Genomic DNA, 14,218 nt, shown 5'->3' with positions numbered 1-14,218 from the left:
TTTTTTCGCCATCATTTAAGTCCCTTCTATACCGCCGGATACATCTGTTTAAATCAAAAAACAACCAGCCGGTTATTAGGCCTAAAATGAACTTTGGTATGCATATTGTTCACTGGTTTTGTGATGTAAAATTTTATTTTTCCCTCTTTAAATTATGTAAAAAGTACTAATTTATTATAAAATCATATGGATAATTTAAATTTTGGTGCCATTAATGAGAAATTCATTTTCTTGTTAATGGCTCTTTTTTACGGCATTGCGGGAGCGCAATGTACAGCTTATACAGGCCAGGCCATGAATCCTGGAGAAACTTATTGCCTTACCGGAAACCTTACACTGGTTAACGATATCATGATTCCTCAGGATGCACTTCTGATCATCCAGCCGGGAGCTTCACTTATCGTAAAAGGAATTACAGTGAACGGTAATTTAGAAATTGGTGATACAGGAAGTGTAAAATCAGAAGGCTCAATCCTGATAGGGGTTTTCGGAAGTCAGAAAAACTCAAAAGTGAAGCTGGGAACAAAAGCCTACCTTTCGCTTAAAGGATCGGTTTCACAGGGAGATCCTACATTTCTGGGAACATTTCCCGGATCAATGTCTACTATTGACATGGGTACGTACAGTGTCGTGGAAATATGCGGAACATTTAGCCAGCAGTCCACTACCTATCCCTTTGTAAATTATGTGGGGGCTCCTTTGGGAAAAGCCTACTGTATTGCAAAAGCTCAGGTGAACGGAGGAGGAACGTCCATATTCAGTAATGACAGCCAGATTATTGCCATTGCCATGGATACCGTTACGGGTCTGACTCCTGGAAATGCCAGTTTCTGTGGTCCTAATGCTACTAAAGCCTTATGCCCGACTTTATGGCCTGATGGACTTCCTGAAGATAAGTTTGCCTGTGGTTTCGCAGATGAAATTGTTCATGAATTAGACGATTACTGTACCAAGCCTGCCACTTTGGGAACGCCGGACGGTTATACTAAAATGGGAATCACGGTACAGCAGAAAACCACAAGTTGGCCGGAAAATATTCCCAACGGATTTCTTGCCTTAGAATCAAAAACGAAAGGTTTTGTTATTACCAGAGTGCAGCATGTAAGTCAGACGCCTCAGTTGGGAGATGCCGTTGCAGAGCCGAAAGAAGGAATGCTGGTCTATGATATTCAGGACCGTTGTGTGAAACTGTACAATGGAACCCAATGGAAATGTATTGAAAGAAGCTGTAATGATTAACCTAATGAGTAATAATATGAAACCTTTAAAAAACGTAAGCATAGCCCTGTTATTAGTATTTTTTAATACTTTTTGCGCCCAGGTTGCTATAGAAAAAGAAACAGTTGACGGCAACAGTACGGTATTGGATTTCAATAATATCCCGACCAATACAAAAGGTATTATTCTTCCCGCCATACAGGGACTTCCGACAGGCAGCCCGGCGAATGGAACATTTGTTTTTGACAGATCCGACGACAAAGTAAAAGTGTATGAAAATAATGCATGGAAAGCCCTGAGTGATACCGGGAATGGTTCAGCAGTAATCAATAACAGTGCAGATGAAACCGGTAATGGAGTGGTGATCGGTAGCCAGGCCGGAAGTGCAGATGGCGTTCTTGTCCTGGAAGCACCGGATAAAGCGATGATTCTTCCTAAAATATCTTCACCCCATCTTAATGTGAAAAGTCCGTATCCCGGAATGATCTGTTACGATACAGCCAGTAAAACCTTTGCTGTTTTTGACGGCACAGTTTGGAATTACTGGAAATAACAACAGTAGATAAACGATTCAAAAAAGCCCTGCATTAATGGTATGCAGGGCTTTTTTTATTTTTTCTTCCGTAAAGGAGGATTCTTTTAAATGCATAAATAGCCGGAAGTGTCATGAAATTTTCCTCAATACGTGCTTTAAATTCGGTGGTGAAGATTTTCTGCTGTTCCTCATCAAGTCTTTCCAGATAAGGAATCAACGCTGATCCGGAGATAAATTTGAATAAAGTTTCATGATCCTCTGCAATGATAGGATAGACTTTCTGTGATAAATTCAGGTCCTCAACACCATTCTCAAACAGGATCTGTGCATATTCATCAATCGTAAGTACGGCAGATGGGCGGTTCCAGCCCTTTAGCTGTGTGCGGAAAGGTTCGTCATTCGCCAGTTCAAAAAGAATTTTATTTAAGGTGTTGCCTGGCTGGTAAGGCATTTGTACAGCAAGTTGACCGCCGCTATTCAGTTTGGAAATCAGTTTAGGGAAGAGTTCCTGGTGATTGTCTGACCACTGAAGCGCTGCATTGCTGAAGATAAGATCCCACTTTTCATCAGCTTCCAGCATTTCTTCAGTCGTAGCGATTCTGAAATGGAGGCGTTCATTTTCCAGCGCCTTAGACTTTTCCAGCATCTCAGGAGACGAATCAATGCCTGTAAATGTGGCATAGGTCAGCTTTTCGGTAAGTATAGAAGTTTGTTCACCCGTTCCGCAGCCCAGATCCACTGCTTTCATCTCTTTCTCATTGGAAATCAGTTCAGCAAGATCATAAAACGGTTTAAAACGGATATCTTTAAAATGATTGTAAACGTCAGGATTCCAGGGCATATTCAGTAATTTTAAATGGATCTTCAATTTAGCAATTCCTGAATAGAATCAGGAAATTAAAATATTAAAAGATTCTTAAAGATAGGGAGTAGGAAGATCGGAGATGAAAGTTACTGGAAGAAGAACGGGTAATCAATCTCGTTTTTATTGAATATTTGAGTTTTTATTAATTTAATATGAATTTGGTAAAAGTCCTTATCAAGGTTTTAAAACTTAACAAGGATCTTAAAAAGCTCTGCAATCCATTTACAGAATGAAAGTACCTCCATCTCCTATCTTCCTGCTTCCATCCTCTTTATAATATCTGCACACTTTCCTTAATACTGTTCATCACAAAAATACTTTTCGTCTGTCCAATGCCTTCAATTTCAGAAAGTTTATTGACGAAAAATTCATGGAATTCATCCATATTCGGAGCCAGGATCTTCAGCATAAAATCAAAATCCCCGCTGATGTTGTAAAATTCTACAACCTCTTTGAGTTTTCCTACTTCTTCAATGAACTTTCCGGCTGTTTTTTTATTGTGAACATTTAAAGCGATCATGCAGATCACCATCATGCCTTTATTCACTTTTTTACGGTCAATCACGGCAGTATATTCTTTAATGATTCCAAGTTTTTCCATCCGCTTAATCCGTTCATGGGTAGGTGTGGGGCTTAAATTGATTCTGGCGGAAATGTCACGCACACTCATTTTAGCATCTTTCTGCAACAAACGCAGGATGGAAAGGTCTTTTTCGTCGGGAATATATTGTTCTGCAGTCATATGTTCTGTTTTTAGGCTTGTTATGAATATTAATAGTGATTTTGTTCTTTAAATGTTCATTAAATTGAAAATATGTTCCAAATTTAACATATAATTTTGACATATGTTCTTTTAAAATTAATTTTGCAGGAAATTTGAATATATGAGTACAAGGGAAAATTTAATATTAATATTAGCATCGGTAGGAACTTTTGTGGAGGCTTTGGATATTGCCATTATTAATTTGACCATTCCTTCTATTCAGGAGCAGTTTAATATTGGAGCTGAGACCGTGCAGTGGTTGCAAACCTTGTATGTGCTGTTTTTTGGAGGCTTTCTGATTATTGGTGGAAAGCTTTCTGATCAGATTGGGCGTAAGAAAGTGTTCCTTATCGGAGCCCTTATTTTTATGCTGACTTCTTTAGGAGCAGGACTTTCTCAGAGCTTTGAAGTTTTAGCCCTATTCCGTGCTCTTCAGGGCTTGGGAGCAGCCTTGATCATGCCTTCTGCTTTATCCATTGTGACCAATACTTTCAGAGGGGAACAGGAACGTAACCGAGCGATCGGAGTTTTCAGCTCGTTTGCTGCCATCGGTTCAGGAAGCGGACTTTCAGTGGGAGGAATTATTAGTACGTATCTGAGCTGGCACTGGGTTTTCCTGATCAATGTTCCTATTCTTTTACTGACTCTGATCTTTGCGTATCAGTATCTGCCCGCGGATGAAAAAAGCGAAGCCGGACAAAAAACGGATCTCGTTTCAGGAATGCTACTGGTTTTAGGCCTGCTGAGTCTTACCTACGGAACCCATGAATTGGTTCATATCAAAGAAAATCCAATCATGATCATCGGTTCTCTGGTGCTTGCTGTTTTACTTTTGGTTGCTGTATTTATCAGGTTGAAATCTGTAGCTCAGCCACTGATCGATCTGCAGTTGTTTAAGCACAGATCTTTAATGATTTCTAATGCTGTTTTCTTTGCATTGGGAGCGTTTTTTATAGGATTTCTGTTTCTTATTTCCCTGATGCTTCAGAAAGATATGGGACACAGTGCGGCTTCGGCAGGACTGATGCTGGTGCCGTTCAGTATTATGTCTGCATTAGCTGCGAAATTTATACTGCCTTCTGTTTCTAAAAGGCTGAGTTCTTCCCAGATGGGCGTATTCGGCTGGAGCTTTATGCTGGCAGGGGCTTTGTCTTTACTGATTGCGGTGTATACAGGACATCCGCTGGCTGTTGTTTTACTGGGAGCTGCATGTATCTCAGGAATAGGAATGACCTTCTGTTTTACGGCACTTTCGGTGATGGGAATTCAGGATGTGGAACCTTCTCATTATGGTGTGGCATCCAGTTTAAGTTCTACCAGTTATTTTCTTGGAGCGGGTATCGGACTTTCGTTCATGACCTTGATGAGTCAGATCTTTCCATCAAAATATGCGGTTGGAGATTTGAGTTTAATCATCCTGGTAGGTTATGCTTTACTGGCTCTTGGAATGCTTCTGTATTTTATCTTTAAAAGTTTAAAAATCAGGCAGACGGAAATTGCTGTTTCATAAACAAATATAAACTTGCAATCTTAACGCAAAGAAATTATTATTCCTTTCTATTTGAGGAGAGCAAAGAAGACGGCTCTGCCGTTGACTAAGTTGTCATATAGATATTCTGAAAATAGACTGCTTTCTTTTGTATTGTAGCCCGGTAATGACGGCCTAGGAAGCTGTAGCGTTAAAAAAATTATAACTTGATTCGTTAAAAAATTCCCACTGTTTGAGTGCGGCAAGAATATTGAACCGAAGCGGTAACAATGAATCCGCACGAGTTTGGGAATTTTAGGAGCAAGTTTTAATTTTTAGCGAAAGATTCCAGTCTTGAATTTTTGGTTCATTTTGTTTCAAGACAAAAGAACACATAAAATTATAATAGTTATTTACTTATATAAAATAAATAGGTACTGATAAGATCAGTTTTATTAAAATTATACAAACTATATGAAAGAGGATCGGCATTATTTTGTCGGTTCTTTTTATTTTAGCAAAATGAAAATACAGATCATCAGCGACCTTCATCAGGAATTCGGATCGACTGATTTATGTTTTGATCTTGCAGACGTTGTCGTATTGGCCGGAGATGTTAATCTTGGGACTAAAGGAATTGAATGGATCAAATCAAAAATAGGAAGTAAGCCTGTCATCTATGTTCTGGGAAACCATGAATATTATAAAGGTTCTTACCCAAAAACATTGAATAAAATCAAAGAGGCTTCTGAAGGATCCAATGTATTTGTTCTTGAAAATGAATCCATAGATATTGACGGAATCAGATTTCATGGAGCGACACTGTGGACGGATTTTTCTATTTTCGGAAATCCATTGCATTATGGAATGATCTGCCAACCTAAAATGAATGATTATAAAAAGATCAGACGGGATCCTTCCTATTCAAAGATGAGGACCATTGATACATTTAAAATTCATCAGTTTTCAAAGCTGTGGTTAAAAGAAAGTCTGGAAAGTTCTGCGGGCTTACAAAATATTATTGTTACCCACCACGCACCTAGCATTCAATCTGTTCCGGAGTATTATAAAGAAGATCCTGTGACTTCCGCTTATGCCTCCAATATGGAAGATTTCATCATAGAACATCAGCCGCTGTACTGGATTCATGGGCATATCCATACTCCTTGCAAGTACAACATCGGGAAAACTGAGGTGATATGTAACCCACATGGCTATATCGATGAGAAATATAATGGGTATGAAAAAGAGCTGATTATTGAATTGTAAAATCAAAGTTTTCTCTATTCTCTTAATCTTTTTGATTTTGCCCCTTCCACTCAAATACCCTAATTTCGTACTCTAATTCATCCTTCATGGCTAAAAAGTCCCCGGCAGCATCCTCAGAATTTGTATCCTTGTTTACTTTTGAAGAACTTCTTCGGGATGTAGAGTTTGATCTCAGGGTAAAAGAATTTGTGGTCATGGAAATTGATAAGGCTAGTTATCTCATAAAGCTCAATACCCCATACCGCTCAGATTATTTCTGCATTTTTATGGTCCAGCAGGGGAGTATCCGTTTCAGGTTGGATGACAAAAGCTATGATGTATCTGAAGGCGATGTCATTTTCTGTCCTTTTTCAGAAATATTCTGGGTAGATATGATCTCAGAAGATTACAAAGCAAAATATATCTTCTTTTCTCTGGACTTTATTTCTGATGCCGGGTTTAATTATAAATCAAATAATGTACTCAAAAGTCTTTCATCAGATCCTACCCATATCATAAGAAATGAACCTGATCTTTACCGGAGAATGAATTTCCACCTTGATGAGTTGAAATCCCTGAACAATACGGAAAAAGAAGATTATTACTTCAATGAAATGATCTGGCATCACTTTTCGCTGGTTATTTATGAGATTGACAACTATTTCAAAAAAATTGAAAGACCCCATCAGGTCACCCACCGCGAGGATGAGCTGACGACCAGTTTCTTTACGCTGGTTCGGGAACATTTCAAAGAAGAGCATAATGTGCAGTTCTATGCCGACAAACTCTGTATCAGCCGGAAGTATCTGACCAAAGTCATCAATAAAACCATGTTCAAGTCACCGAGAGATATCATCCATCAGGTATTGGCTGTGGAAGCGAGGCTTCTTCTTAGGAATCCGAACCTCAATGTCAATCATGTTGCGGTGGAGTTGAAGTTCTCTGATCAGGCGTCTTTCAGCAAATTCTTTAAAAAGCATGTAGGAAAGTCACCATTAGAGTATAAGAAAGATGATTTGTATTGATAATCAGTGTTTTGTGTTTTTGGAATTATGTAATTGATGTCTTTTTGCTAAATTATCACTGTTTTCTGATACAAAAAATGGAATTATATTATTTATGTATTCTATTGAAGGTAATAAATGACATTTCTCATATTTTAAAGAATAAGGAGTCTTTTTGACAAAACAAGGAGTTTTTTGAATATTTCGATTGAATTTTTTTAGGGCGAATTTTGCCCCGTAAATTTAAAAGGAATATTGTTATGCAGAGATTTTTTATCCAAAGATCAACTATACTTTTCCTCTCGCTTATCGTCTTGGCGGGGTGTAGGAAAAACAATCAAAATCAGGCTTTTCAACAGCAGGCTCCTGAACTTCCGGTAGAAAAAGTGAAGCAGGGAGACGCTTCTGTTTCCAGAGAATATGCAGCATCAGTGGAAGGAATCTCCAATGTAGAGATCAGACCACAGGTTACAGGATATTTAAGTAAGATCTTCGTAGATGAAGGGGATTATGTAAGAGCGGGACAGCCTCTGTTCAAAATAGAAGACCAGATCTTCCGCGAGCAGATGAAAAGTGCTCAGGCAGCTCTGATCACAGCCCAAGCCAATCTTTCCACTTCCAAAATTGATCTCGACAGAAAAAAGGAATTATTACGAAACAAAATGGTTTCTGATATCCAGGTGAAAGAAGCGGAAGCTGCTTATAACGCAGCAAGAGGAGCGGTAAGCCAGTCGGTGTCTGCGATTGAATCAGCAAAGATTAATCTTAATTTCTCTACGATCAAAGCTCCGGTAAGCGGATTTATCGGAAGGTTCAATTACCGTTTGGGAAGCTTAATGACGCCTTCCAATCAGGAGCCGATCACGCTTTTATCAGACATTCATGAGGTGTATACTTATTTCAGCATGAGTGAAAATGATTTCAACAGTTTCCAGAAACAACAGGCGGGAAGCAACATTAATGAGATCATCAAAAACACACCTGCAGTTTCACTTCTGCTTTCCGGAGGCGAAAAATATGTACAGACCGGAAAAATAGATGCGGTGGAAGGACAATTCAACAAAACCACAGGTTCCATCACTTTAAGAGCAAAATTCACCAATCCGGACAATCTTTTGAGAAGTGGGAATACCGGAAAAATTGTGATGGATCAGTTTTACAGCAACGTAGTTCTTCTTCCGATAGCTTCTACGAGAACAATTCAGGATAAGATCTTTGTGTTCTCAATCAAAGGAGGAAAAGCAGTGATGCTTCCGGTAGAAGTCACTGGAAAAGCCGGAGATAATTTCATCGTATCAAAAGGGTTAAAAGAAGGTGATGAGTACATTGTAACAGGTTTCGACAGACTGCAGCCGGGAACTCCGGTAGTGGCGCAGAAAAAGAATGCTCAACCGAAAAAATCGTAAGAAAAAATCATGTTAAAGACCATTATAAAAAGGCCCGTACTGGCAACGGTTATCTCCGTATTGCTTGTTATTCTGGGTATCGTCGGTATGATCAGTCTGCCGATCACAAAATTTCCCGATATCGCTCCACCTACCGTAATGGTAACGGCTGCCTATCCGGGAGCCAACGCGGAAACGATTGCAAGATCCGTAGCACCGCCATTGGAAAACGCCATCAATGGGGTTGAAAATATGGACTATATTACGTCCACAGCCAGTAACGACGGTACGTTAAGTATCACGGTCATCTTTAAACTGGGTACAGATCCGGATCAGGCTGCCATTAACGTTCAGAACAGGGTAGCGCAGGTGACGAACCAGCTTCCTGCAGAAGTCATTCAGGCCGGAATCACAACGGTGAAGAGACAGAACAGTATGATTGCGATGGTTTCATTAACCAGCAAAGACGGTAACATGGATGATCTTTTCCTTGAAAACTATGCTAAAATCAATATCGTTCCCGACCTGAAAAGGGTAAAAGGAGTAGGAGATGCCATGGTATACGGAAACAAGGATTACTCCATGAGAGTATGGCTAGATCCCAATAAACTGACCTCTTATAACCTTACCCCGGCAGATGTTTCACGGGCGATCCAGACTCAGAACCTTGAGGCTGCACCGGGAAGATTCGGGGAGAGAAGTAAGGAAGCAATGGAATATGTTCTTCGTTACAAAGGAAAATTCACAGAGCCTGAGCAATATGAAAATATTACGATTAAAGCACTGAGCGACGGTTCTGTTTTAAAATTAAAAGATGTTGCCAAAGTAGAATTCGGGGCGTATAGCTATACCGTTTCTTCTAATTTCAATAAAAAGCCGTCGGTGACGATGGCTATTTTCCAGATGGCGGGATCTAATGCCAATGAGGTACAGATCGCCCTTCAGGAAAGAATGAAAGAACTTGAAAAATCCTTCCCGGAAGGAATGGCGTATGAAATTCCTTATGCTACGAAAGAAGCTTTGGACCAGTCGATAGATCAGGTAATCCATACTTTGATCGAGGCATTTATCCTGGTATTCATTGTAGTATATATCTTCCTGCAGGATTTCCGGTCAACACTGATACCGGCCATTGCGGTTCCGGTGTCTATTGTGGGAACCTTCTTCTTTATGAATTTGTTTGGGTTTTCTATTAATATCCTGACGTTGTTTGCCCTGGTACTGGCCATTGGTATTGTGGTGGATGACGCCATTGTCGTCGTGGAAGCAGTCCATGCTAAAATGGAACATAAAAAGCTTAATCCAAGGGCTGCGACCATGTCGGCGATGAGTGAAATTACGGGAGCTATTGTTTCGATTACGCTGATCATGTCTGCGGTATTCGTTCCGGTAGCCTTTATGAGTGGTTCTACAGGATTATTCTACCAGCAGTTCGCATTAACATTGGCGATTGCAATTGTCATTTCAGCGATTAATGCATTGACATTGAGTCCGGCTTTGTGTGCTATATTTTTAAAACAACACCATCCGGGAACGCATGAGAAAATGAACTTTAAGGACCGCTTCTTTGCCGGTTTTAATGCAAGTTTTAATAAACTGACCTTCCGCTATGGAAAAGCGATTCTGTTTCTGTTAAAAAGAAAATGGGTAGCAGCGATCATCATTGTTGGATTTGGAGGTTTGTTCGCATGGATGTCTATGACGACGCCTAAAGGATTTATTCCTGATGAAGATCAGAGTTTTATCATCGTAACGGCTAATCTTGCTCCGGGAGCATCGAAAGACAGAACCACCAAAGTAGTTTCTGATACGGAAGACCTGTTGATGAAAAATCCGGCGGTAGAAAAAGTTATTTCAGTGGACGGGCTGAACTTATTCAGTGGATCCATGTCATCTTCAGCAGCTTCTATTTTCGTTAAACTTAAAAAGACAGAGCAAAGAGGAAATGTAAGTAATATCAATGACATTATCGGTCAGGTTCAGGGAACACTTTCTCAGGATAAAAGAGCGAATTTCCTTGTCATCAATACACCTACGGTAGACGGTTTCGGAAATACCAGCGGTATGGAGCTTGTGCTTCAGGACCGTACAAACGGTGAACTTCAGAATCTTGGAAATATCTCTTACGGAATGATGGGTGCCTTGATGCAGAGACCGGAAGTGGCGGTGGCATTTACAACGTTTGACGTAACCTATCCACAGTTTGAAGTCTTGGTAGATGAAGTGAAAGCAGCTCAGCTTGGCGTTAATGTTTCTGATGTATTGGGTGTGATGCAGGGCTATTACGGAAGTATTCAGTCTTCGGATTTCAACAGATTCGGGAAATATTACAGAGTACTGGTTCAGTCTACTCCGGAAATGAGAGAAGACAAAGAATCACTGAATGGTATTTTCGTTAAAAATAATTCAGGAGAAATGGTTCCTATCAATACATTGGTAAGCTTAAAACAGGTGACAGGAGCAGAAGTGGTGGACCGTTTTAACCTGTTCAACTCTTCGAACTTAACCGTAATGCCGGCTCCGGGATTCAGTACGGGACAGGCTATGGCAGCTATTGATGAGGTGAGCAAGCAGGTGCTTCCTCCGGGATATACCTATGATTACAAAGGAATGAGCCGTGAAGAAGTAAGTGCAGGTTCACAGTCGGTGATGATCTTCGGATTATGTATTGTGTTTGTGTTCTTCCTTTTATCGGCACAATATGAAAGCTATGTGCTTCCATTTGCTGTACTGATTGCAATTCCTGTCGGTTTATCAGGTGTATTTGTAGGAATTACCATGGCAGATCTTTCCAATAATATTTACGTTCAGATTGCCTTGGTCATGTTGATTGGTCTCTTAGCGAAAAACGGGATTCTGATTGTAGAATTTGCCATTCAGCGCAGAAGAGCAGGGAAAAGTCTTATCGCTTCTGCGGTAGAAGGAGCCAAAGCCCGTCTCCGTCCGATTCTGATGACGTCATTGGCATTTATTGCGGGACTTCTTCCGTTGCTGTTTGTGATAGGACCATCAGCGTTAGGAAACCATTCCATCGGATATGCAGCGGTTTCCGGGATGATCTTCGGAACTGTTTTAGGAATCTTCGTGGTACCGGTACTTTTTGTAGTCTTTCAGGCTTTACATGAAAGAATGAGCGGAAAAGTAATAACAGAAGCCGACTGGGAATATTAATCCAAATGATTATTAAAATGAATTCAATTAAAAATATAGCATATATCGCATTGATCTCAGGAGTTACCGTTTCGTGCAAAGTTCAGAAATACGAACAGCCTGAAGTGAAAATGCCTGAAGCTTTCAGAAGTGACAGCATCGTTGCAGAAACTCAGGACAATATAGCAAAGATCAGCTACAGAGACTTTTTTAAAGACCCGGTTCTGGTCGGTCTTATCGATAAAGCCATTGCGCAGAATAATGATTTTCTCGTAGCATTAAAACAGATAGAATATGCCTCCCTTGCTTATAACCAGAGCAAGTGGGGGAATGTTCCCACAATCAGTGCTACCGTTGGGAACGCCAGTATCAGCAGGCCTTCAGACAACAGTATGAATGGAATGATGGCCGGACAGTTCATGGGAAGAAAATATACGGAAGACTATACCACGTCTGTTAACATTTCATGGGAAGCTGACATCTGGGGGAAGATCAGAGGAAGAAAAGAGCAGGCTCTGACAGAATATCTTAAAACCCAGGAAGCGGCAAAGGCTGTGAAAACCCAGCTGGTGGCCTCAGTAGTGCAGGGATATTACAACTTACTGATGCTGGATACGCAGTTGCAGATCACAAAATCCAATCTGGAATATTCTGATACGACCCTGAAGTTTTTAACCAAGCAACAGGAGTTAGGCTTAACGACGGCTCTTGCCGTGCAGCAACAGGAAATTGTAAAAGATCAGATCTTAAAAACGGTTCCTGCCATTGAAAGTTCTATCGCAGTTCAGGAAAATGCATTAAGTCTTTTAACAGGTTCAATGCCTGATAAGATTGAGCGAAGTGCGAGTCTGAATAATGTACAGTCGCCGGACAGAATTGCAGCAGGAATTCCATCAGAACTGTTAAGCTACAGACCCGATATTAAAACTGCAGAACTCGAAGTCAGAAAAAGTGCTGCTGCAATCCATGTGGCAAAAGTAAGCATGTATCCTTCCCTGAATATTACTGCTCAGGGCGGATTGAATGCTTTCCAGGCCAGTCACTGGTTCAGTATTCCCGGTTCCCTTTTCGGAATGGTGGCCGGAACGATTGCACAGCCTATTTTAAACGGGAAACAATTAAAAACGCAGTATGAACAGTCTAAAGTACTGGCGGATCAGGCTGAAATTAATTTTAAACAGTCCGTTTTAAAAGCTGTTGGAGAAGTTTCTGATGCGTTGGTACAGATTCAGAAGCTGGAAGAGCAACAGAAAATTGCAGAAGGATTAGCTGCGAAATCCGGTGAAGCCGTGAAGAAAGCTGATATTTTATTTAAATACAATTCAGCGACGTATGTAGAGGTCATCATTGCGCAAAGCAATAAGCTTCAGGCAGAACTGGATCTGGCTTCCCTGAAAGCCCAACGTTTAAATGCCATTACTTCTCTGTACAGAGCAGTTGGCGGCGGTTGGCAGTAAAGTAAAATGAAACCTGCTTCGTCTATGATGATGCAGCAGGTTTTTAAACTAAATCATTATGAAGAATACAAATATACATGAGGGTATTATTCTTATTCCTGATTTCAGCGGGTTTACTGAATTTGTGTTCAATACAAAACTTTATACAGGAGAATATATTGTAAGACAACTACTATCTACACTGATCGATATGAATGATCAGTATTTTGAAATTTCAGAGATCGAGGGCGATGCCATTTTATTTTACAGATATGATGACAAGCCTTCCTATCAGAAGATTTCAACGATGCTTTGGAAAATGCGGAATGCTTTTAACCAAAAGATAAAAGAATTGAGCAAGGAGCTCAGTACAGCCATCGATATGTCGTTGAAATTCATCGTTCACTATGGGAAATTTTCACAGTATACGATCGGAAGTTTTAAAAAGCTCTATGGAAAAACGATAGTGGAAGCCCATCAGATGCTGAAAAATGAATTTGCCGAGCAGCCGTCCTATGCCCTGTTCAGTAATTCTTTTTTAGAAAACAGCGTAAACAGCGAGTCAGAAACCCATACACAGAAATATCATCTTCCGGAAGGAGGAATGATTCATTATTTTGAAAGTGTCAACTAGCATATCTATTTTTTAATCCTTGTAAATTTGCTATGCGGTGCCCGGGTGAGATCCGGGCATTTTTTGTGGATGAAAGTGATTTTTTTTTTTGATAGTATCAAATGATACTATCATAGGGTTTATGTAATTTTTTATTTAAATTGTACTTAAAAGATGAAACAAAAATATTTTCTTTTTTTATTCTGTTTTGTACATTCATAAAATATTCAATAAGAATTCATTGATGTATGAAGGAAGCGGGAATTGGAGTTTAGACGAAAATAGAATCACACTGATGAAATTCTACAATAATGAAAATGATCCGATAGCTGAACCATTATCCAATGAAGCTGCTGAAAAGTTTCTGATGCGCGTTTCCTGTCCCGTTTATAAGAAAGGGAAAGATATTACCATTGAAATCAATGCTGACGAAGGAATTGAATATAAAAAAGAAGCTGAAAAGAAATAAATTATTGTAACTAAATAGCATCTTCGTTTAAAAAAAAAATCAAAGATTTTTACCCAAAATAATA

12 protein-coding genes are annotated in these 14,218 nt (G+C 39.8%); 10 read left to right on the top strand and 2 right to left on the bottom strand.

The features are described 5' to 3' along the window. Nucleotides 1–186 precede the first annotated feature (186 nt). Nucleotides 187–1,239 (top strand): hypothetical protein, encoded by a 1,053-nt coding sequence (locus LC419_RS01535; RefSeq protein WP_223605689.1) that lies wholly within the window; start codon nt 187–189, stop codon nt 1,237–1,239. Nucleotides 1,240–1,255: 16 nt separating this feature from the next. Next, entirely contained in the window at nt 1,256–1,771 is a 516-nt protein-coding gene (locus LC419_RS01530; protein ID WP_223605688.1) for a hypothetical protein, read from the top strand. Between the two features lie 34 nt (nt 1,772–1,805). Here LC419_RS01530 and LC419_RS01525 read toward each other — a convergent pair whose 3' ends face one another. Together LC419_RS01525 and LC419_RS01520 are read right to left on the bottom strand one after the other, a co-directional pair. Continuing rightward, nucleotides 1,806–2,594, bottom strand: a complete 789-nt coding sequence (locus LC419_RS01525; RefSeq protein WP_223605687.1) for a methyltransferase domain-containing protein — start codon at nt 2,592–2,594, stop codon at nt 1,806–1,808. 295 nt (nt 2,595–2,889) lie between these two features. Continuing rightward, on the bottom strand, nt 2,890–3,360 hold the full coding sequence (locus LC419_RS01520) for an Lrp/AsnC family transcriptional regulator (protein WP_223605686.1): 471 nt from the start codon (nt 3,358–3,360) through the stop codon (nt 2,890–2,892). Between the two features lie 142 nt (nt 3,361–3,502). Between LC419_RS01520 and LC419_RS01515 the strand changes: the two genes are divergently transcribed. From LC419_RS01515 to LC419_RS01480, 8 genes are all read left to right on the top strand, one after another. Further along, nucleotides 3,503–4,891, top strand: coding sequence for an MFS transporter (locus LC419_RS01515; RefSeq protein WP_223605685.1), 1,389 nt, complete (start codon nt 3,503–3,505; stop codon nt 4,889–4,891). Between the two features lie 480 nt (nt 4,892–5,371). Beyond that, nucleotides 5,372–6,118, top strand: coding sequence for a metallophosphoesterase (locus tag LC419_RS01510; protein ID WP_223605684.1), 747 nt, complete (start codon nt 5,372–5,374; stop codon nt 6,116–6,118). Nucleotides 6,119–6,204: 86 nt separating this feature from the next. Next, nucleotides 6,205–7,122 carry an AraC family transcriptional regulator gene (locus LC419_RS01505; RefSeq protein ID WP_223605683.1) on the top strand — a complete coding sequence of 306 codons (918 nt, stop codon included), beginning with the start codon at nt 6,205–6,207 and terminating at the stop codon, nt 7,120–7,122. A 239-nt stretch (nt 7,123–7,361) separates the two neighbouring features. After that, the gene (locus LC419_RS01500) at nt 7,362–8,507 is read left to right on the top strand and encodes an efflux RND transporter periplasmic adaptor subunit (RefSeq protein ID WP_223605682.1); all 1,146 of its coding nucleotides are present in this window, start codon (nt 7,362–7,364) and stop codon (nt 8,505–8,507) included. A 9-nt stretch (nt 8,508–8,516) separates the two neighbouring features. Continuing rightward, nucleotides 8,517–11,657, top strand: coding sequence for an efflux RND transporter permease subunit (locus tag LC419_RS01495; RefSeq protein WP_223605681.1), 3,141 nt, complete (start codon nt 8,517–8,519; stop codon nt 11,655–11,657). Nucleotides 11,658–11,674: 17 nt separating this feature from the next. After that, nucleotides 11,675–13,093 carry an efflux transporter outer membrane subunit gene (locus tag LC419_RS01490; protein WP_223605680.1) on the top strand — a complete coding sequence of 473 codons (1,419 nt, stop codon included), beginning with the start codon at nt 11,675–11,677 and terminating at the stop codon, nt 13,091–13,093. Nucleotides 13,094–13,151: 58 nt separating this feature from the next. Then, nucleotides 13,152–13,706: a DUF2652 domain-containing protein gene (locus LC419_RS01485; protein WP_223605679.1), complete on the top strand. Its 555-nt coding sequence runs from the start codon at nt 13,152–13,154 to the stop codon at nt 13,704–13,706. A gap of 223 nt (nt 13,707–13,929) precedes the next feature. Beyond that, nucleotides 13,930–14,154, top strand: coding sequence for a hypothetical protein (locus LC419_RS01480; protein WP_223605678.1), 225 nt, complete (start codon nt 13,930–13,932; stop codon nt 14,152–14,154). The last annotated feature ends 64 nt before the right edge of the window (nt 14,155–14,218 follow it).

The sequence above is a fragment of the Chryseobacterium sp. OSA05B genome, assembly GCF_019970065.1.
Lineage (GTDB): Bacteria > Bacteroidota > Bacteroidia > Flavobacteriales > Weeksellaceae > Chryseobacterium.
The sequence above is the reverse complement of the archived record's forward strand: the minus strand, read 5'-3'. Positions and strand labels throughout refer to the sequence as shown.

What these genes read in the sequence shown, in the direction of transcription:
- LC419_RS01510 (WP_223605684.1), top strand. Translation starts at nt 5,372, where the DNA reads ATGAAAATACAGATCATCAGCGACCTTCATCAGGAATTCGGATCGACT.
- LC419_RS01505 (WP_223605683.1), top strand. Translation starts at nt 6,205, where the DNA reads ATGGCTAAAAAGTCCCCGGCAGCATCCTCAGAATTTGTATCCTTGTTT.
- LC419_RS01525 (WP_223605687.1), bottom strand. Translation starts at nt 2,594, where the DNA reads ATGCCCTGGAATCCTGACGTTTACAATCATTTTAAAGATATCCGTTTT.
- LC419_RS01485 (WP_223605679.1), top strand. Translation starts at nt 13,152, where the DNA reads ATGAAGAATACAAATATACATGAGGGTATTATTCTTATTCCTGATTTC.
- LC419_RS01490 (WP_223605680.1), top strand. Translation starts at nt 11,675, where the DNA reads ATGAATTCAATTAAAAATATAGCATATATCGCATTGATCTCAGGAGTT.
- LC419_RS01500 (WP_223605682.1), top strand. Translation starts at nt 7,362, where the DNA reads ATGCAGAGATTTTTTATCCAAAGATCAACTATACTTTTCCTCTCGCTT.
- LC419_RS01535 (WP_223605689.1), top strand. Translation starts at nt 187, where the DNA reads ATGGATAATTTAAATTTTGGTGCCATTAATGAGAAATTCATTTTCTTG.
- LC419_RS01520 (WP_223605686.1), bottom strand. Translation starts at nt 3,360, where the DNA reads ATGACTGCAGAACAATATATTCCCGACGAAAAAGACCTTTCCATCCTG.
- LC419_RS01530 (WP_223605688.1), top strand. Translation starts at nt 1,256, where the DNA reads ATGAAACCTTTAAAAAACGTAAGCATAGCCCTGTTATTAGTATTTTTT.
- LC419_RS01515 (WP_223605685.1), top strand. Translation starts at nt 3,503, where the DNA reads ATGAGTACAAGGGAAAATTTAATATTAATATTAGCATCGGTAGGAACT.
- LC419_RS01480 (WP_223605678.1), top strand. Translation starts at nt 13,930, where the DNA reads ATGTATGAAGGAAGCGGGAATTGGAGTTTAGACGAAAATAGAATCACA.
- LC419_RS01495 (WP_223605681.1), top strand. Translation starts at nt 8,517, where the DNA reads ATGTTAAAGACCATTATAAAAAGGCCCGTACTGGCAACGGTTATCTCC.